The organism is Pauljensenia sp. C0170B5 (assembly GCF_056590195.1).
Genome location: NZ_JBWPVR010000001.1, coordinates 457,099 through 477,286, shown reverse-complemented (window position 1 = coordinate 477,286; position 20,188 = coordinate 457,099). Strand labels below are relative to the sequence as shown.

The following is a 20,188-nucleotide window of genomic DNA, read 5'->3' as shown; positions in this document are numbered from 1 at the left end:
GCGGCGCCCGGAGTCCGCGGATTGACGGCACATTTCCCTTGGATCTAACTGAGCTGTGTGCACAACCCCCTGGATCTAAGCCACCGGCGTGCACGAACCCCTAGTTCTAACCCGTTCGCGTGCACAATCCCCTAGATCTTCCGATTTGCGTGCACAACCCCCTAGATTTAACCGGAGTTCATTTCTCGAGTTTTACATATGCGCAGGTCAGGAGCCAGATGTACTGCCGCGCGCATCCGCAGGTGGGGTTTATCTAGGGGATCGTGCACAAATCACTTTAGATTTAGGGGATTGTGCGAGAAAACTGTTTAAATCTAGGGGGTTGTGCATAGGGTGCAGCGAACGCGGGGCCTGGTGTGCGACAACCGGTGGACGACGGCCTGCACGCGGTGCAGCGAACGCGGCGCACTCCACCATAGCCGCTGGCATCAGCCTGCTACCGAAGCCGCTCAGCTCACGCGATAACTGCCGGATAGCGCCACGGCCCCGGCATCGACTCCCTTGGCACCGCAGATCAGTCGCGGCTGGGACGTGCTCAAGGCGGCTCCCGTTGTGGCATGGCCCGCTGCAGCAGTGCGTTCTACGGAAGAGCCTTCAGCAGCGGTGCGTTCTGCAGCAGGACGTTCTGCAGCGGAACCCTCTGAGGCGATGACCTCGCCCAGCACCCACGCCTCTATCCCAGCGTCGGCAGCGAGCGACATGCACTGGTCAGCAGTGGACTGCCCGACTACAGCGACCATGCCAACACCCAGGTTCAGTGAATCCTCCAGAGCTTCCCATGTCACGTCACCGTTGCGGCGCACCCACTCGAACACGGCAGGCACAGTCCATGAACCACGATCCACAGTCGCGCACAAACCGCTGGGAATGACTCGGGACAAGTTGGCTCCCAATCCCCCGCCGGTGACGTGGCTCAGGGCGTGCAGGCCACCCTCGTCAACACCAAGAGAATCCAGCATGTCGAGGCACACACGGGTGTACAGACGTGTGGGTTCAAGCAGTTCCTCCCCCACTGTTCGACCGAAGTCGGCGCACTGCGATTCCAGAGAGGTTCCGGAGATGTCCAGAACGCGTCGCACCAGCGAATAACCGTTGGAATGCAGGCCAGATGATGCCAGAGCGATCACGGCGTCACCCTCGCGCACGCGGTCAGGGCCGATCATCTTGTCCGCGTCCACCACGCCGGTTGCAGCACCGGCGATGTCGTAATCGTCCGGATCCATCACTCCGGGATGCTCAGCAGTTTCGCCGCCCACCAGCGGGCAGTCGACTTGTTCGCACGCCTGGGCGATGCCGTGCACGATCGCCGCGATCTTTTCCGGCACAACCTTGCCGCACGCGATGTAATCAGTCATGAGCAACGGCCGCGCACCCACAACGACGATGTCATCAACGACCATGCCTACCAGGTCTTGGCCGATGGTGTCGTGAATATCCAGCGCCTGCGCCAACGCAATCTTCGTGCCCACACCGTCAGTAGAGGTGGCCAGCAGCGGGCGCGTCATTCCGAGCAGAGCGCTCGCATCAACCATGCCGGCGAACCCGCCGGTTGCTCCTACAACGGTGGAGTTATGCGTGCGGCTGATGGCGTTCTTCATCAGTTCCACCGCGCGGTCACCGGCCGCAGTGTCCACGCCTGCTGTCGCGTAATCAAGATGCTCGCTCACAAGATCCTCCGAGTTGTAGCTGTGTGACTAGACCGTTGCGCCCGGCGTGCCGGGGATGGGTGTGCCGCGTGTGACAGGTTCGGGGTACGCGCCGGTGAAACACCCTACGCACAGGTTATCGCCTTGCCCGGTTGCGCGGACCATGCCGGGAAGTGAGAGGTAGGCCAGCGAATCAGCACCAATGGAGCGGCAGATTTCGTCCACATCCATCGACGAGGCAATCAGTTCCGCCCTCGTCGGAAAATCAATGCCGAAGAAGCAGGGCCACAGCACCGGCGGCGAGGAGATACGCACATGAACTTCCAGCGCGCCGGCTTCGCGCAGCATACGCACCAACGCGCGCTGAGTGTTCCCGCGCACGATCGAATCGTCGATGACGATGAGTCGTTTGCCGGCGATAACTTCCTTGAGCGGGTTGAGCTTGAGTCGGATACCCAGCTGACGCAGCGACTGCGTGGGCTGGATAAACGTGCGGCCCACATAGGAGTTCTTCACAAGTCCCTGCGCAAAAGGGATGCCTGATTCTTCGGCGTACCCGATCGCAGCGGGTGTTCCCGATTCGGGTGTCGGCATGACCAAGTCGGCCTCGGCCGGATTCTCCTTAGCTAGGATTGCTCCCATTTGCCGACGAGCCGCCACGATCTGACGATCCCCGATCACCGTGTCGGGGCGCGCAAGGTAGACGTATTCAAAGACACATGTTGCGCTGGCGGCCTGCGCAAACGTGTAGGAACGCACTCCAGAAGAGTCAATGACCACCAGTTCGCCCGGCTTGATTTCTCGCACGAACGAGGCGCCCACCAGATCCAGTGCAGACGTTTCCGAGGCGAGCACCCATCCGCGCGGCAGGCGTCCCAGCACGAGTGGGCGGTATCCGTGCGGATCACGCGCACCATACATGGCGTGCTCGTCCATGAACACCAGTGAGAATGCGCCGCGCAGCAGTGGCAGAACCTTGAGCGCGGAGGGCACCAGTGAGCCATGATCCTCATCGTCGCCGGCTTCCCTGGCCTGGCGTATCGCCTCTGACAGGGCGCCCGGATCGATTTCTCCGGATGCGCGGCGTGCGGCCTGGAATGCGGCTTCAGAAGGGCGGCCGGGCTGCGCGTTGTCTGCTCCTGCGGGCGCGGTATCGGCTTGTGCGGTGGGCGTGGTGGGCTCGGAGCCGAGCGCGGTCCGCGCGGCAGGCTTGGCAGAGGCTGGTGCGGTAGTGGGTGCAGCGGACGTGGCCGCGTCGCCCTCGTCCACATCTTCGACAGCCCCTTCTTCGCCGCGCCACGGGGCGGGCAACCGGTCAGCTTTACCCAGCAGGTCAGTAATGATCGAGGTGTCAGTGGTCGAATTTCGGTCTGCCCGGCGTTCACCATGACTGATTTCATCGACGAGGGTGCTCAGCGCAGCCGTGTTGATCAGGTTGCCGTTATGTCCTAGCGCGACTGTGCCCCACGGTGTCGGGCCGAGCGTGGGCTGGGCGTTGTGCCAGTTGTCTGCACCGGTGGTGGCGTAACGGACATGTCCGAGGGCGATGTGTCCACGCAGACCTGTCAGGGTTTGCTCGTTGAACACTTGGTTGACCAGGCCCTGATCCTTGTACACGAGGATGTTGTTACCGTCAGAGGCGGCAATACCCGCCGACTGCTGGCCACGATGCTGCAGCGCGTACAGGCCAAAATATGTCAGGCGTGAAACATCTTCGCCTGGCGCCCACACGCCGAAAACGCCGCAATGGTCGTGTGGATGATCGTCAGTGTCGTCAGGAAGCGACATGCTCATAGTCACGCCTCTACTGTGTCATATCCACTGGTCGCAGAGCCAATCTTCAGACCATGAGATTGCACCCTTTTTAGGACTGTCGGAGCGTGGCTGAAGTTGGCGGGACGCCAACCCATTCTGAGAGCAGGCCGAGGAAGCTCGACAGGAAACGATCAGGGCGCGTCAATCATCGACGAGGAGGACATGTCATCGGTCAGATCATCGACCAGAAGATGCTCTGAATCCCAATTCCCCGTGAGATAGGTCGCTCGACCCACGAGGTGCGACGACACGGGCGCGGTAATGACCTGCAGGACGAGGACTGCGACGGCGAGCACTGCCCAGCGCCAGTTATGTAATTCGACCGCCATGCCAACGCAGATGAACATCAGTCCGAGCAGCTGAGGTTTTGATGCCGCATGCATGCGCGTGAACAGATCCGGCATGTTGATCAGGCCGATCGCTGCAATCAATGTAAAGGCCACGCCGATAAAGACCAGGATGGCGCCGATCCATTCCATCACCATCAGTGTTCCTCCTGCGTGCCGTGTTCGGGGTCATGCACCAGTTCCAGGTCGTGCGCTGCGTCAACGGCTCCCGTCTGGCGGGCATCGTGCACGCTGCGCTGAGCGTCCTCAGTTTCTTCACGCTGAGCTTCTTCAGCCTGCCGCTCACGTTCAGCTACCTGCTCCTGGGCCTCTTCCTCACTCAGGATGCGCTGCTGGCTGCGGTCGATACGTGTGGCGAAGCGTGAGACCACGACGCCGGACATGAATGCGGTCAGCGCCAGAATGATGAGCAGGACGCTCAGGTCGTAGCGATGCCACCACACGATCATCACGGCGATCATCCCGATTCCCGCGGCCGTCAACACGTCGAATGCGACGGTTCGGTCCAGCAGACCGGGGCCTTTGGCAATGCGGATCGTGGCGAGTACTGCCGCGAGCACGGTCATAAGTCCTGTCAGGGCATGCAGGAGGTCAAGCGCTGAAAAGTCGCCGATCATTGATCCTCCTCACCGCGCGCGCCAGGTTCACCGGCAGTGTCCGAGGGATAAGCATCACCGGGCTCTTCGGCATTGCCCGAGGCATGGGCATCGCCAGGTTCACCGGCAGTGTCCGAGGCAAAAGCATCACCCAAGCCTTGACCCTCCCCAGACTTCGTCGTCTCTGTTACGTCCAGCCCACGCTCTTCTTCCGGCACGACCTTTGTCAGATCCACCATGCCGGAAATGTCTCCCTGCGTGGCATCGCGCAAAGCCTTCGCGTGATCAACAGTGTCTCGAACATCGTCGCCGTGATTCCTCTGCGTCCCTTCGCCGGATGCGGGTTCTTCATGATGGTCCTCGCCGGTGGGCGTCACCTCACGCAGCGGCGGCTGAGCCTGAGTCGTCTCAACTGTGTCTTCGACGGGAACGCACCTCTCCGAGGCAGTCGGAGATTTCTTGCTCCACGACCAAATCGGCTTCACCGGCAGGTCAATCCCCCACTGCTCCAGGTGCTCGCTGGCTGCAATGGCACGCAGCATGCGTGCTTCCTGAGCGCGAATCGACTCTTTGACCCCGTCGATACCGCCCTGAGCCGGAACGTCAAGCACATGCAGGTACAGCCCGGCTGAAAGCCTGTCCACGCGCAGCACGACGGTCCCTGGCACCAGTGACGTCATTGCCGACTGAATCGTCAGGTGTACCGGGTTCGATGATCGCAGATCGACTCGCACGATCGCATTGTCCACGCGCTTATTGAGCAGCACGACTTTTGACACCTGCAGCCCGGCCACGATGACATCGCGCGTGAAGGTCAGCAGCACCCACAGCACGTACAGCGGACGGATATGCCACAGGCGAGTGATGTGCGGCAGTGGGAACGTCACCTGGACGGCGAGGGCGACCAGCACACCTGAAATAATCGTCAACCAGTCAAAATGTCCAAAGATCAGGCACCACATGATCGTCAGCCACAGCGTCATCGCGATGGAGAGGCGCTTACCCAGGGGGGTGTGGCGTCGTGACACGTGCGGTTCCGGCCCGGCCGGGTTCGACGAGGTTAGTGAGGCTGTCATGATCGCCTCCCATCCTGCGATGTACCAACCTGCCCACGCGTTTCGCCACTTTGGTTACCGGCATCTGACTGGCCGCTTTGACCCGATTGTGCATCGCGCCCGGACTGGGCCGAATCCGACTGAGAATCGTGATCCGACTGAGGCGCGTCGCCCTCGCCCTCACTTTGCTGATCTTCAATGGGTGAAGCCGTGGGGTCAGGTGAGGGAACGACCGGCGTGGTGCCGCCCGATTCCGTATCTGACGTGCCGCTACCGCGCCCGTCGCCTCCCAGAACGGCGTTGATGTAGGGCGTGCGTGCCAGCTGGTCGCGCGCGCCTTCTTCCACATAATTCCAGATCGGTCCGGACAGTGCGGCCATCGCGATCTGCACGCCGACAAGGACGGCCACGGTTGCCGACATCAGTCGTGAGGTTCCTCCAGACTTCGCTTCCGCTTCAGTCAGCGCGGATCGAGCCATTTCCTGAGAGTGCTGGAGGGAGCTGCGCATAGTGCGCTGGGCTCGGTCAAACTGGCGTGACAGGCGCGACGAGCTATTCGATGACATACCCGGAATGGGCAGAGATGAAGCCAATGCGAGCGGCGCATCATCTTCTGTTTGCCAAAACGCCTGATGCCACCATTTGATGACGACGTACAGCGTGAGGAACGAGGTGATGATGCCGCCTGCCAGCAGTGCCCATGCGCTGAACGTGCCCGCTTCGACAGATGCCTGCGCCAGGGCGAACTTCCCGATGAAACCGGTCAGGGGCGGAACACCCACCAGGTTGACACCGGCGATGAAGAACATGATCGACACGATGGGGGCGCTCCTGGCAAAACCGGACAGTTTGGCCAGCGATGTCGTTCCCGCTCGTCGTTCGATAAGACCAGCAATCAGGAACAGTGCCGTTTGCACCAGAATGTGGTGGGCCGCGTAATAAATGACTGCCGCGACACCCACACGCGAGGAGATCGCCAGGCCCCACACCATGAAACCGATGTGCGAGACCAGCGTGAAGGACAGCAGACGTTTAATGTCATCCTGGGCAACAGCCCCCAGGATGCCGCCGATCATGGTCGCAATGCCGATGACCGTCAGTATCGGGGCGAAGCGATCACCGGGGAAAAGCAGGACTTCAAGCCTGATCAGCGCGTACACGCCTACCTTCGTCATCAAGCCGGCGAACACTGCCGTCACGGGCGCCGGTGCCGTCGGGTAGGAGTCAGGAAGCCAGGCCTGCAGTGGGAACAACGCTGCCTTGATGCCGAAGGCCACCAGCAGCAGCATGTGGATCATCGTGGCCACGTTCTGATCGATCTCCGGTAGGCGCAACGCCAGTTGCGCCATGTTGACCGTGCCGGTGGCAGCGTAGGTCAATGCGATGCCGGCCAGGAAAATCGACGATGACAGCAGGGAGACGACCACGTACACAGCGCCCGCACGCACTCGCCCTCGCGTGCCGCCCAACATGATCAGGACGAACGAGGCGGCCAGCAGGATCTCAAAACCCACGAACAGGTTGAACAGGTCACCGGTCAAAAATGCGTTAGCCACGCCTGCTGACAGAACCAGGAACGTCGGGAAGTAGATGGCGATCGGCATGTTCGGCTCGTCGTCAGCCAGATTCTGAGCCAGGGAATAGACCAGAACAGCCAGCGTCACGATCTGCGAAACCACCAGAAACGCGCCGGAAACCCGGTCAACGACCAGCGTGATGCCGATGGGAGCAGCCCACGATCCCACGTCGAGCACGACGCGACCGGTGTGCGCCGCACCTGCCAGAACGACCGATGAAACGGTGGTCAGTGACAATGCGACCAAGGCGATGAGCTGTTGAATCTTGGGGTGCCGTGACAGCGCCAGCGCCAGTCCTGCGCTCAGCAGTGGCAGCGCCACGGGAATGGGAACGAGCCAGTCCAGGGAGGTCATGGTCGGGCCTCCTCAGCGTCGTCAACGTCATCAACGCCGTCAGCGTCGTCAGTGCCGTCCGCGTCATCCTCGTCAGATTGGGAATCCTCATCGTAGTTAATGTCTTCGTCCTCATCACCGGAGGAGGCCACATCCTGAGCCTCGGTAATTTCAGCTTCGGTGCGGCGCGCCAGCAGGCGGTCTTCCACATCATCGACCACTTCATCGTGTCCGAGCAGTCGCCAGGAGCGGTACGCCAGTGCCAGGCCGAAAGCAGTGGTGCCCAACGAGAGCACGATGGAGGTGAGGATCATAGCCTGCGGCAGTGGATCAGCCATTGCCGTCGGGTCTTCACTGCCCAGCAGGGGTGGGCGTCCGGCTGCTCCACCGCCGGACAAAATCAAGACATTCACGCCGTGTGTGATCAGGCTCAGGCCGATGAAGATACGTGACAGGGTGCGCTCAAGCAGCAAGTACACGCCCGTGGCCACCAGAACTCCGGCGATCACCAGCATCGTCAGGGAAGCAACGCTCATCAGTGTTTCCTCCCTGTCTTTTGCTGTGAAATCGGGGTCGGAGCCTGCTGATCGATTTCAGCACCGGCAGAGGCCACCAGGTCCAGCACCAGGCCGACCACCAGGATGTACACGCCGACATCCAGGATCATGGCGGTGGTGAAGTGAATGTCGCCCAGCACGCCGACGTCAATGGTCAGCGGCGTGGATTGGAGCACCGAGTTGCCATACAGCAATGGCATCAGCGCACCGCCGGCAGCCACGAACAGGCCCGTGCCCAGGACGCGGCCCGCTGGAATCGGGATCGCTTCAGCCAACTCATAGCGCCCACCTGCCAGGTAGCGCAGGACAAACGCCAGGCCTGCGACCACACCGCCAGAGAAGCCACCACCCGGATTGTTGTGACCGATCAGCAGCAGCCACAACGACACGACAATCATGGTCGGGAACAGCAGGCGGGTCACTACTTCCAGAACAGTTGAGCGATCCTGGGAACGCAGGGCGGTTGCTGCAGGCAGGAAAGAGGCGGACTCCCTCGTCAAGTCACGCGGGGCACGCTCCACCCGTCCGACACGTGAGGACACGTAGATCAGCGAGGCGACACCTGTTGCCGTGACCAGCAGGACTGACAGCTCACCAACCGTGTCCCAAGCGCGGATATCCACCAGGATCACGTTGACGATGTTCTCGCCGTAGCCGAATTCGGAGGCCTCGTTAGGCATCAGCTCCGACACTGCGGAGTGGATACGCGCAGACGAGGCATACAGCCCGACAAACACAGTGCCGATCCCCATGAGCAGGGCGACGATGAAACGCCACCAGCGTGAACGTGCCAGCGGCCTGTCGGAGAAGAAGCGTGGGAGGCGGCGCAGCACGAGCACGAAAATCACCATCGACACCGATTCAACAACGATCTGCGTCAATGCCAGGTCAGGTGCGCCCTGCGATGCATACAGCACCGCCACACCCAGGCCCACACCACCGAGCGCGAAGACGGCACGCATGCGTCGCCTGGAGCGGGCGGTGAGCAGAGCACAGATAATGATGACAATACCGATGCCGACCTGCAGTATGGAGTCCCACGGACGAATGACGTAGGTGCTGGGTCGGAAGATCAACACCGCAGAGCCCACACCGATCAGCATTGTCACGACGATTGTCGACAGGTCCCAGGGCAGCGAACCGCGCTGGATAAGTCGGGTGACGCGTGTTGCGATGATTTCCAGTTCACGCACCGACCAGGAGTAGATGTAAATGGCGGACAGCGGGGAGCGTGGCTTGGGTGAGATTAGCCCACTCGAATATCCAAACGCTGCCAGCAGCGCGCCACCTGCGAAAATGGCGAGTGTGATCAGTGCCGGTTCCCAGCCCGACCACCAGGCCACGTGTGCCGAGCCGTCCAGGTCGTACGCCCCGTGTAGTCTGAGCACGTCTTCCAGCCCGGTCGGCGCCAGCCCGATCAGTGCGCCGAGGGAAAGCAGACAAATCGGGATCAGCATCAACAACGGGACGGGCTTGACGCGCACCAGCTGACCGTTCGCATCAACCTCAGGGGCTGATTTCTGGGTCACAGCAGCTGATCCTTCGGTGTTTTTCTTCTGCTCGGTCGGGGTCAGTGTGCGCGTCCCGAATGCGCCCCACCATGCGCGCCATGAGTATGCGACAGTCAGCATCGATCCGATTGCGATCACGGCAAGAACAATGAGGTCAAATAGGGTTGGCCCCGAGTATGCGGCCTGCGCCCCCGTCCACGGCGCTCCTGAACCTCCCAAAAGGGTGGAGATCATGGATTCTTTGCCGACATATCCCACTGTGATGGGAACACCCGCCATTGACAGGCATGCCAGCGCGGCAGCTACGGCAAGCACGGGAAGGCGTCGCGCCAGACCGGTCAGACGGCGAAGATCGCGCGTGCCGGTCGAGGATTCAACCGCACCGACTGTCAGGAACAGCGTGGATTTGAAGCACGAGTGTGCGATCAGCATGATCAGTCCTGCCACCATTGCGCCGTGACTGCCGAACCCGACTGTCGCTGTGATCAGCCCCAGTTGCGAGACGGTGCCGAATGCCAATACGAGTTTGAGGTCTGTTTGACGCAGTGCGCGCCACCCGCCCAGAACCATCGTGATCAGTCCAATAGTCACGATCAGCGGGGACCATAAAGCGATCTGGGTTGCACCGGGTGTCAGGCGGGCAACCAGGTACACACCTGCTTTGACCATTGCCGCCGCGTGCAGGTATGCGGACACAGGTGTGGGTGCAGCCATCGCGCCGGGCAGCCAGAAGTGAGCAGGGAAGAGCGCGCTCTTTGTGAATGCGCCGAGCAGGACGAGGACAGCCGCGGTCGCCACAAGCGGCGATCCGGCATCCATCGTGCCGTCGGCCAGGTTCGCGGCCAGCTCGGACAGGCGGAAGGAGCCACCGGGAGCCAGACCCCACATGACGAAGCCTGCGAACATGGCCAGTGAGCCTGATGTGGTGATCAGCAGTGCCTGCCGGGCTGCAGCTCGTGCAGGCCGGCGGTCAAAGTGGTGCCCAATCAGCAGGAATGACAAAAGCGATGTGGCTTCCCAGAAGGTGTATAGGCCCATCGTGTGATCAACGGTGACCACGCCGAGCATCGCTCCGGCAAAGCCGACAAAGACTGCTGCGAATCGCCCGCTTCCAACCGCTGAGTGCCCAAAATACCGTGACGAGTACAGCAGGACGAGGGCACCCATGCCTCCCACGATCATCGTCATCAGCCACGACAGCATGTCCATGCGGAACCAGATGTCCAGATCCAGTCCCGGAACCCACATCACGTGTTCAGCTGGAATCGTGTCAGCATTGCCCGACAACACCTGGGAGGTATGGACCAGTGCCCACACGAACGCTGATCCTGGCACCAGGGCCAACAACATGAACGCAGTGCGATGCAATCGCCCGACAAGCCACGGCGCTACAATTGCCGCGCATATATGCGCGGCAAGCAGCGTAATCATTCAGGACCTCCGCAGCGGTCGTCGTTCTCAGCGGGCAGATGGGCGCCGTGCGCGGGGCAAGCACACAGGTACGTCCCGCATTTACGAACGGTCACTTCTAGGATAATGCACCTGCTGATAATCTGCGTGCCCTGTCCAATAGGCCTCAGCCACAGGCAGAGCTGATCGGTCGCATGCGCGAGGGGCTCTGCGTGAGAGGATAATGAGACACATCAGGATCAACAGACCGATCATTCCAGGAGGAAAAAACTCACATGGCTTCTCCCGTCATCGTCACGGTTTCATGGGTTTTCGCCTGGCTGGTTACTCTGATTGCCCTGGTGTCACTAGGCCGAGGCATCGCCCATCTGGTTCGCCAGTTCTCACAGGGCCAGCCCGATCATACGAGGATGCGCCCTGTCGGGAAACGCCTGTGGACGATGTTCTCCGCGATCATCACACACCGCGAGTTCACACACAAACCAGTCGTGAAAGTCGCGCACTGGTTTGTCATGGTTTCCTTCCCCCTGCTTTTCCTGACTTTGATCAGTGGCTATGCGCATCTGCGCAACCCTCGCTGGTCGCTGCCGCTGATCGGCACGTGGGCGCCGTGGCAATGGCTCGTCGATATTTTTGCATGGGCCGGGTTGCTGGCGATCATCGTGTTGATGGTGATCCGTTACCGGAGCGAACACCGCCCCAAGCCGCTTCCGGCCGACACACCATTGCGTAAGCGCACGTCCCGTTTCTTCGGTTCGACCCGCTGGCAGGCCCTTTTCGTTGAATGGGTCATTGTCATCGTGTGCGGGTGCGTGGTGGTGTTGCGCGGATTGGAGGCCGCCCTCGTCGTTGCTGATGGAGGCGATGCGTCGTGGTGGCACTATCCGCTGACCGGTTGGATTGGATCGTTGGCGTCCTCGGCGGCTCCTTCCACGCTCGCCACGGCAATTGTGCTGGTCAGTCTGCTGAAGATTCTTGTGTCGATGCTGTGGATGATCGTGATCGGCGTGCAGACGTCAATGGGTGTGGCATGGCACCGCTTCCTCGCCATCATCAACCTGTATGCGCGGCGCAACGCCGACGGCGCGAAGTCACTGGGGCCGGCAGCACCGATGCTCGTTGATGGCGAGCCGCTCACTGACCTGGACCGCCTCGACGACCTGCCTGATGACGTGCCGCTCGGCGTGGGAACCGCGCTGGACCTGACGTGGAAGCAGCGTCTGGACCTGTATTCGTGTACCGAATGCGGCCGCTGCCAGGAATTGTGTCCGGCGTGGAACACGGAAAAACCGCTGTCGCCTAAGCTGCTCGTCCTGGCGTTGCGCGACCATGTGGAATCTGTTTCCCGCGTGGAACTGACCGACATGGACGTGCCTGAGGAGATTGATCCGGGCGAAGACAAGACCCTGATCGAAAAGGGCGTCCTTCCCTCCCCGCACACCAGCGACGTCCTGCATGCCTTGTCGTCCTCCGGTGCGACCGGTCCGCTTGGGGTGCGCGACACCGACGGGCCGCTCGTTCCCGACGTCATTGACGAGGGTGTCCTGTGGGACTGCACGATGTGTGGTGCGTGTGTGGATCAATGCCCGGTCGATATTGAACACGTTGACGACATCTTGAATCTGCGACGCCACCGGGTGTTGATGGAGTCAGCATTCCCACGCGACCTGGCGCGTCCGTTCCGCGGGATGGAAAAGAAGGGGAATCCGTATAACCAGTCGGCTCGCAAGCGCATGGAGTGGGCGAAGAACCTGGACTTCGACGTGCCGGTGATTGGAGAGGATATTGACTCTGCCGATGACGTGGAGTACGTGCTGTGGGTCGGATGCGCGGGTGCGTACGATGATCGTGCGAAAAAGACCACTGCCGCGCTGGCGGAATTGCTGCACACCGCTGGCGTGACGTTCGGGGTGCTTGGATCGGCTGAGTCGTGTACTGGGGATCCGGCGCGCCGTGCGGGCAATGAAATCTTGTTCCAGATGCTGGCGAGCGCCGCCATTGACACGTTGAACGAGGCTCACGCGAGGAAGATTGTGGTGACGTGCGCTCACTGCTTCAACACGATTGCCGGAGAGTTCCCGCAGCTGGGCGGTACTTTCGAAGTGATCCACCATACGCAGTTGCTGAACCGTCTGGTGCGCGAGAACAGGCTCACTCCCCTGCCGCCCGCACCCGGCGAGCAGCATCAGACGATTACGTATCACGATCCCTGCTTCCTGGGCAGGCACAACCGTCTCTTTGAGGCACCGCGGGAGCTGCTGGGATCACTGCCGAGTGTGGACATGGTGGAGATGCCGCGCAATCGCGAGCGCGCACTGTGCTGTGGTGCAGGTGGCGCGCGGGCGTGGATGGAGGAAACACGTGGCACGCGCATTTCGGATAACCGCATGGATGAGGCGCGTGAAACCGGAGCACACGTCGTGGCAACTGCGTGCCCCTACTGCTCGCAGATGCTGGGATCGGCGCACGGTGAGAATATGCCTGAAGTCAAGGACGTTGCAGTCCTGCTGCTCGAGGGCGTCCACCGCCACCGCGACGCAGCCGGAGACGACGGCGCCATCAGCTAACACCAGTAAAACAGGTCTGCAGGTGTGTCAGCTGTCCTGGTCGCTCATGGCGACCAGGAAGTCATCCTCGTCAACAACGAAGCCACCCACTGCGGAGACGATCAATCCGGCGGCGCGCTCAATGTCGCGTGCGGAACGTGCCCGCTCAAGCCTGGCTGTCCGGGTGAGCATATTCGTCGGCGCATGCACTTTCAGATCCGCATGGTTCAACCAGTGCAGCCTGTAGCAGATCACCGACTGCGATTCCCATATTTCCCAGCGCAGGACTCGAGGAATGTCGCGCGTGACGGTGACTTCGCAGGAAAACTCAGACCGGTTACCAGCCGGCGCGACCAGGCAGTAACCGTCAAGCACCTGGTCGCGGGTTGCCGCCTCGGCTCGGTCGCGTTTGAGTCTCTGAGCGATGTCTTCTCTCAATGCCGGCGTTGAGCTCTGGATCGCGCGCGCAGCTTCAACTTCACGCTGTGTCAGGCGGCGCTGCTGCCTGACACCCAATTCCCGCGAGTCAACCACCGTTGGGAAATCCCTGTGCAGCAGCTCCATCAGTTCATCGGGGTCCAGCCAGCGCCTCGAATACAGGGTCAGCCCCACTGCCGAATCCGGGTCAGGCTGAATGACATCACCGGACGTGTCGGTCGCGATGCGCAGCGCACCACCCAGGCGTCGAGCCATGCGATACAGGACCAGCAAGACTTTGTACTCCAGTCCTATCGGCATGCCGTCTGGGAATGCGCGCGCCCACCTGTCACGCTCTTTCATGTCCTCATCTGGAGCTTTCCCACGTGACGCGGGACAATTGAGGATCCACGCACGCGTCAGGTCCGCGCCTGATCCAAGCTCGGCGCGAGTCGCCGCATCCACGCTCCACGGGCCATTGAGCCGCGCGGACTGGCACAGCGTCAGGTTTCCTGCCCCGGCCCATCCGGCGTCATCCCACACAGAAATTGCCAGCGCTTCGAGTTCTTCGGGGTCGACCTCCGGGCTGAGCAACAGCACATGGTGCTCACGCGCACTGTCCACGTCGAGTGGGTGCGGGTCCTCCAGGCGTGTCAGCGGCGCACTGATCGGTGCTCCCGAGTCATCGCGGGCCGCGCGGCCCCCCTCGTCAATGCGGAACGAATCCGTCAAAACGTTCAGGCCGCTCAGCGCCGTCAATGACGTGTCAGCCAGAAGGCTGGGTGCCTCGCGCTGCGCGGCCCGTTCACTTTCGGTCGCGTCGGCAGCCTCCCCCTGCTGCTCTGCACGCTTTTCAACACGGCGGTCCGCCTGGGCGAAGCGGTCATGAATTGAAATGCGCGTGGGTCGGCCAGGCGCAGTGTTGTGCGACGAGGGTGCCTCTGCGCTACTGTCAGGTGATGACGTGTCAGTCATCAGCCCCACGCTCGATTCTGGTGCGGGTAAAGCGCACATGTGTGCGGGAGGGTGTTGGCCCGCGTTGGCCCTGATAGTGGGAGCCGGCTGCGGCTGAACCATACGGGTTCTTCGCGGGCGACGACAGATCAAAGAAACACAACTGTCCGACCTTCATGCCCGGGTGCAGCAAAATCGGCATCGTCGCCGTGTTCGACAGCTCCAGGGTCACATGGCCACAAAATCCGGGGTCAATGAACCCTGCAGTCGAGTGCGTCAGCAATCCGAGCCGGCCCAGCGACGACTTGCCTTCCAGGCGCGCGGCGATGTCATCAGCCAGGGTGACCTGCTCGTAGGTGGCTCCCAGCACAAACTCGCCGGGATGCAGCACGAAGGGGTCGTCCGGTCCCACATCAATCAGGTGCGTCAGGTCTGACTGGTCGGCCGCCGGATCGATCACCGAATAGCGGTGGTTGTTGAACAGGCGGAAGAGCCGGTCGAGGCGCACATCGATACTGGCGGGCTGAATCATCGAGCGGTCGAGCGGATCGAGATTGATCCGCCCCGAATCCAGGCTGGCAGCAATGTCACGGTCACTCAGGAGCATGTGTTGATTGTCCCACGTCGGCGCCCCAGCTCCAACTGAACGACAACTTGCCCGTAGGCTGTAGTCATGTTTGACGCGGTAACGACCTGGTACAGGCACAATCGGCGTGACCTTCCGATGCGTTCTGACCATGTCAGCCCGTGGGCCACCCTGGTTTTTGAAGTGATGAGCCAGCAGACCCCGATACCGCGGGTCCAGCCGATCTGGGAGCGGTGGATGGAACGCTGGCCCACGCCTGTTGATCTGGCCCGTGCCAGGCGCTCCGATGTTCTGGTGGCGTGGGACCACCTGGGCTACCCGTCGCGAGCCCTGCGTCTGCATGCATGCGCTCAGGTGATCGCCAACCGCCCCGGTTCGCGTGTACCGGCCGATATGGATGCCCTGCTGGAACTGCCGGGAATCGGCCCCTACACCGCTTCAGCTGTCGCATCCTTCTCCTTCCACCAACGTGTCCCTGTATTGGACACCAACATTCGTCGGGTCCTCACCCGAGTCTTTGACGGCCGCCAGTTCGCCCGCAAATCGGCTCCTTCACGGGCCGAACGTGAGCGCGCATGGTCATTGCTTCCGGACGAGGGCGACGCTTGCGCCTTGTGGAACGTGGCCATCATGGAGCTTGGCGCACTGGTGTGTACGCAGCGCGCACCGCTGTGCGATCAATGCCCGATCAGTGAGCGGTGCCGATGGCTTGCTGACGGTCAGCCTGCCGATGCGGTCAAACCGCGCGGCCAGGCGTGGGCGGGAACCGACCGTCAGGCTCGTGGCCGCGTCATGGCGCTGCTGCGTGATGCTCACGCTTCTTCAGCGGAGCGCGTCGGCCGCGATGCAGTCATTGAAGCGGCCACCTTGCCCGGCGCTCCAGCCGACCAGGCAGTGCAAGTGGTGGATGCCCTCGTCAATGACGGGTTGATCGAAGTGGATCGACGCGGAACGTATGGCCTGCCTGACTAGGGTGCGGACCGCCCATTAGAGGGCGCGCAATGGCCTCTCTTCTGGTCAGGACGGCCTGCGCACGAGCCAGTCCCTTGGTAGCTAATTAGTAGCGAATCGCGTCGATCGGGCGCACCCGGATGGCTGCCACTGCCGGAATAATGCCGCACAGAGCGCCAACTGCAGATGCGATCCCGACGCCGGCGGCGGCCGCGGAAGTGGGGAACGCCGGTCGGTCCTGCAATATGATGTCCATTGACTCGAGCGGAATGAACTGCAGGATCACGATCGCAATGCCTACCCCGATTATGCCTGCAACAAAGGTCGCGACCACTGATTCCATGAACACGGCGAAGAAGACTCTGCCGGCCGAGGCACCCATTGCGCGTCGGATGCCGATTTCCCGGATACGTTGACGCACCGTCACGATCGCCACGTTCAGCAAGCCCAATGCGCCCAGGGAGATGACGATCGCGCCGATGATCATGACTATCAGGCGCAGCGTCTGAGTCTGGTCCTGCACACTTTCGAACTGCTCGCCGCCACTCACATCCACGCGCCAGCCCTGACCCAGAATCGCACTCAGAGCCGCGGGCAGCTCGGTGCGTGCCTGGTCGACCTGGTCTTCACCGCTCCACACCAGCATCGTCGGAAAACCTCCGATGCCTCGTGCCATTGTCGGGTCGGCCGTGTCCTGTGGTTTGGTCAGCTGCCAGGCGTCGTAGTGCATGTAGATGATGGGCTGATCCCAGGCGGATTTCGCCCTGACCACTCCGACTACACGCAGCTGCTGTGTCTGCTTGCCGGTCACGTTCAGCACAATCGGGTCAGCAATGTTGGGCTTGCCCAGGTATTCCCACAAAATACTGTTGATAACAACAGGGCTGACCCGCTGGTTGATGTCACTGTCCTGCAGCCAGCGTCCCTGCACCGGCTTCAGGCGGAACAGCACCTGATAATTCGGATCCACCGCCTGCAGTGCCAATCCTCCAAATCCGTATTTAGGCTCCACAACCGGAACCCCGCGGAACGACCCGGTTTGCTGGGCTCGATCGACTTCTTCGATCTGAATGGAGGAATCTTCCAGTCGTGACCAGTACGGAATTGAGAAGCGGTCCGCCAGCGTTTTCATGGCGGTAGACACCGGGTCGGCCACGATACCGGTCGCCTGAGCGGACCAGCCCATCTGGTCCTGGTCTTCCGGCTCAGTTGAATCCGGTACCGCGTCTTCGGCATACGCCACGGCGCCACCGCTTCCCACGACCATGCCGCCACCAGGTGGCGCGCCCGCAGTGTCGCCACCGCCGTCTCCGGTTTTTTGCGGCATGAGCCGCAGCGTAATATCCCGGCCGTCGAACGCTTCATTCATTTCCTTGTCCGCCTGTCCGACGATGTCACCCAACGCAATTACCGTTGACATGGCGGCAACAGCTGCCACGACACCCACCAGGGAGAGGATCACGCGCGCTTTCTGCACGCGCACCTCACCCCACGCCTCGACGAGCGCGCCCACAATCTGGCTCAGGATCCTCATGGCGTCACCTCATTTCCACGGGGTTCCCCGTCCTCCGTGACGGTCACTTCCTCAATGGTGGCTGTGTCTGTTTCTTCGTCGCACAGTTCAGGCGCAGCCGAAGCCTCACCCTCGTTGCTCATTGGCATGTTCGAGGGCGACTGGGGTATTTGACTGCGATCAGCATCCTGCGACATGACGGGCACCCCGTCTGAAACGGCGGCAACGGTGTGCTCAGACAAATCGTCAACATTGTGCAGGATGCCGTCGTAGAGGGAATACGCGCGGCTCGCTCGCGCCGCCACATTCATGTCGTGCGTAATGACGATCAGGGCGGCATTGTTTTCCGCAGCCACGTCTTCGAGCAGTTCCATAATGATGCGGCCGGTGTGCGGGTCCAGTGCGCCCGTCGGCTCGTCGGCCAGAATGACGCGCGGCGTGCGCACCAAAGCGCGCGCAATGGCGATACGTTGCTGCTCACCGCCCGACATCTGCGTGGGATAGGAGTCAAGGCGGTCGCCCAGGCCCACGCGCTCGAGCATGTCAGCCGCCAGGTTGCGACGGTTCCAGAACTGGCGGCCTGCCGCATACAGCAACGGGACTTCCACGTTCTGCAGCGCTGTTCGAGCATTGAAAATGTTGAACTGCTGAAAGACAAAGCCGAAGGACGATCCTCGAAGTGCTGATCGTTTCCCCTCGCCCAGGCCCGATGTATCAACACCGTCGATGCTGTAGGTCCCACTGGTCGGCTTGTCCAACAGTCCAATAATGTTGAGCAGCGTGGATTTGCCGGTTCCTGATCGCCCCACGATGGAGACGTGGTCGCCAGGCTCCACAGTCAGATTGACACCCCTGAGGATGTGGAGATCATCCCCATCGGGCAGCGTGACTGTCCGTGTGACGTCATGAATGTCGAGCAGTGCCACGTCAGCACCCTTCACCTGTCATCGGGTCACACATGTCCTGTTCCTGCTGCTGGCCTGGGATGAATTCGAGAACTTCCTGATCCTCGGTCAGGCCCTCGACGATCTGCACGCGTTTGCCGTCAGTGATTCCCAGCTTGACTTCCACCTTCGTCGGGTTCGCCGGATCATCTGTCGGCATGTAGACGTAGCCGTTCTGGAAGCGTCCCTCAACTGCGGTTGCCGGCAGCGTCATCACGTCAGCTGCTTCACCGGCAACCACATCCATCGTCACCTGCAGGCCGGCAAACACCTTCTGGTCACCGGGAATGGTGCACGTGGCGCGAATGCCTGACTGAGTTGAACCTGAATTGCCATCCATCTTGGGGACAGACCCGGAATCCTGTCCCGATGCCTTGGGCGTATCGATACGAAGCCCCGTGCATTCGAACGGTGCCGGACCGTTCTTGATCGTGATCGTCGCCTTTTCAGGTGTTTGCTGCATCCGGTACATCTGGTCGGGTGTGAGGCTCGCGCTGGCAACAAAGGTAGGCGGCTGAATGGAGCCGATCGGATCCCCCACGTTGAACTGCTGTTCAACCAGCGCATTCAAGGCGAGCGCACCGTCTGCCGGCGCATAGACCACTTCGCTCTTCCAATACTTTTCACCCGGGATGACGGTCGGATTGCCTTCTTCATCGACGCCCTGCTGGTCTTCACCCGTTTCTTCGCGTTGAATCAGCAGAATCGGATCGCCTTTGGCAACGTTTTGGCCATCTTGCACGTATACCTCAGTCACTTCGCCCATCATGGTGGCTTTCACCGGCGTGGCAGCGACCGGTTCGATCGTGCCTTCCAGCGACAGCGTGTTCGTGATCGTGCCCTTTTCGGGCAGAACTGTCATCTGCCCGTATTGCGCGCCAGGATCCAGCGCGTCACCCTCGGGCTTGTTGGCCGAGGGGAAGAATGCGAACTTCACGAATGCGACGGCGATTACCACCCACGCCAGGACTTTGATGATTGAAAGCACCAACGCGCCTTTGGACCGGCCTGCCATATATCCTCCTTGAGACTTGGCACGTCAGCCCCGGCTCAAGATCCCCGTGGCGTTGGTGCGCATTATGACGAAACTGAGTGTAGAACGCGCGGAGGATCACCCTCGAACATTCTGCGACCCCCCGCCCAAAATCAGGGTTTTTTCAGGGACGGCTCAGGGATGAGGTGACGCCACGGTCACACACAGCGTCCGTGAGCGGTCGCGCCCGGCGACCTCGTACCCACCTGCACCCGCGCGCACCCGTCGCGGAAAATTCGTCAACTTTTTATTTTCAACTTGCCGTGCCGAGGGCGCCCGGCAGTGTAGTCTGAAACGAAGCGGCATTGAGTTCCCACTCATTCCACGGTGGGGGCTTGCCGGAGACGCCCTCGAACATGCGACAACTGGATACAAGACCTCCTGTGCTAGGAAGTCG

Annotated in this window: 15 protein-coding genes; 2 read left to right on the top strand and 13 right to left on the bottom strand. The window is 61.3% G+C overall.

Features of this window, described 5'->3' with window-relative positions; all coding sequences use genetic code 11:
* Positions 1 to 449: 449 nt before the first annotated feature.
* From purM to AC1EJZ_RS02105, 8 genes are all read right to left on the bottom strand, one after another.
* Entirely contained in the window at positions 450 to 1,667 is a 1,218-nt protein-coding gene (gene purM / locus AC1EJZ_RS02140) for a phosphoribosylformylglycinamidine cyclo-ligase (protein WP_058237342.1), read from the bottom strand.
* Positions 1,668 to 1,694: 27 nt separating this feature from the next.
* A complete protein-coding gene (purF, locus tag AC1EJZ_RS02135) occupies positions 1,695 to 3,440 on the bottom strand; it encodes an amidophosphoribosyltransferase (RefSeq protein ID WP_480293950.1) in 1,746 nt (581 codons plus the stop codon).
* Positions 3,441 to 3,592: 152 nt separating this feature from the next.
* Positions 3,593 to 3,946, bottom strand: a complete 354-nt coding sequence (gene mnhG / locus AC1EJZ_RS02130) for a monovalent cation/H(+) antiporter subunit G (protein WP_058237344.1) — start codon at positions 3,944 to 3,946, stop codon at positions 3,593 to 3,595.
* A complete protein-coding gene (locus AC1EJZ_RS02125) occupies positions 3,946 to 4,425 on the bottom strand; it encodes an MrpF/PhaF family protein (RefSeq protein ID WP_070727812.1) in 480 nt (159 codons plus the stop codon). The genes mnhG and AC1EJZ_RS02125 overlap by 1 nt, the downstream gene beginning before the upstream one ends.
* Entirely contained in the window at positions 4,422 to 5,480 is a 1,059-nt protein-coding gene (locus AC1EJZ_RS02120; RefSeq protein WP_480293868.1) for a Na+/H+ antiporter subunit E, read from the bottom strand. Before AC1EJZ_RS02120 ends, AC1EJZ_RS02125 begins: the two co-directional genes overlap by 4 nt.
* Positions 5,477 to 7,390, bottom strand: coding sequence for a Na+/H+ antiporter subunit D (locus tag AC1EJZ_RS02115; protein WP_480293867.1), 1,914 nt, complete (start codon positions 7,388 to 7,390; stop codon positions 5,477 to 5,479). The genes AC1EJZ_RS02120 and AC1EJZ_RS02115 overlap by 4 nt, the downstream gene beginning before the upstream one ends.
* Positions 7,387 to 7,905 (bottom strand): Na(+)/H(+) antiporter subunit C, encoded by a 519-nt coding sequence (locus tag AC1EJZ_RS02110; protein ID WP_070727822.1) that lies wholly within the window; start codon positions 7,903 to 7,905, stop codon positions 7,387 to 7,389. The genes AC1EJZ_RS02115 and AC1EJZ_RS02110 overlap by 4 nt, the downstream gene beginning before the upstream one ends.
* On the bottom strand, positions 7,905 to 10,868 hold the full coding sequence (locus tag AC1EJZ_RS02105; RefSeq protein ID WP_480293866.1) for a Na+/H+ antiporter subunit A: 2,964 nt from the start codon (positions 10,866 to 10,868) through the stop codon (positions 7,905 to 7,907). The genes AC1EJZ_RS02110 and AC1EJZ_RS02105 overlap by 1 nt, the downstream gene beginning before the upstream one ends.
* Before the next feature lie 254 nt (positions 10,869 to 11,122).
* On the opposite strand from AC1EJZ_RS02105, the gene AC1EJZ_RS02100 reads away from it, so the two are divergent.
* Positions 11,123 to 13,414, top strand: coding sequence for a (Fe-S)-binding protein (locus AC1EJZ_RS02100; RefSeq protein ID WP_480293865.1), 2,292 nt, complete (start codon positions 11,123 to 11,125; stop codon positions 13,412 to 13,414).
* Between the two features lie 27 nt (positions 13,415 to 13,441).
* On the opposite strand, the gene AC1EJZ_RS02095 is transcribed toward AC1EJZ_RS02100, so the two are convergent.
* Both AC1EJZ_RS02095 and dcd read right to left on the bottom strand, forming a co-directional pair.
* Complete coding sequence (locus AC1EJZ_RS02095) at positions 13,442 to 14,785, bottom strand: PRTRC system protein E (RefSeq protein WP_480293864.1); 1,344 nt, start codon at positions 14,783 to 14,785, stop codon at positions 13,442 to 13,444.
* Entirely contained in the window at positions 14,778 to 15,371 is a 594-nt protein-coding gene (gene dcd / locus AC1EJZ_RS02090; protein ID WP_058237351.1) for a dCTP deaminase, read from the bottom strand. The genes AC1EJZ_RS02095 and dcd overlap by 8 nt, the downstream gene beginning before the upstream one ends.
* Before the next feature lie 66 nt (positions 15,372 to 15,437).
* Here dcd and AC1EJZ_RS02085 point away from each other — a divergent pair, with 66 nt between their 5' ends.
* Positions 15,438 to 16,322, top strand: a complete 885-nt coding sequence (locus tag AC1EJZ_RS02085) for an HhH-GPD family protein (protein WP_070727830.1) — start codon at positions 15,438 to 15,440, stop codon at positions 16,320 to 16,322.
* 85 nt (positions 16,323 to 16,407) lie between these two features.
* Here the strand turns inward: AC1EJZ_RS02085 and AC1EJZ_RS02080 are convergent, their stop codons facing one another.
* From AC1EJZ_RS02080 to AC1EJZ_RS02070, 3 genes are read right to left on the bottom strand one after another with little or no spacing between them, the layout of a single operon-like run.
* The gene (locus tag AC1EJZ_RS02080; protein WP_480293863.1) at positions 16,408 to 17,835 is read right to left on the bottom strand and encodes an ABC transporter permease; all 1,428 of its coding nucleotides are present in this window, start codon (positions 17,833 to 17,835) and stop codon (positions 16,408 to 16,410) included.
* Positions 17,832 to 18,740: an ABC transporter ATP-binding protein gene (locus AC1EJZ_RS02075; RefSeq protein ID WP_480293949.1), complete on the bottom strand. Its 909-nt coding sequence runs from the start codon at positions 18,738 to 18,740 to the stop codon at positions 17,832 to 17,834. The genes AC1EJZ_RS02080 and AC1EJZ_RS02075 overlap by 4 nt, the downstream gene beginning before the upstream one ends.
* A gap of 1 nt (position 18,741) precedes the next feature.
* Entirely contained in the window at positions 18,742 to 19,773 is a 1,032-nt protein-coding gene (locus tag AC1EJZ_RS02070; RefSeq protein WP_092648870.1) for an efflux RND transporter periplasmic adaptor subunit, read from the bottom strand.
* Positions 19,774 to 20,188 lie beyond the last annotated feature (415 nt).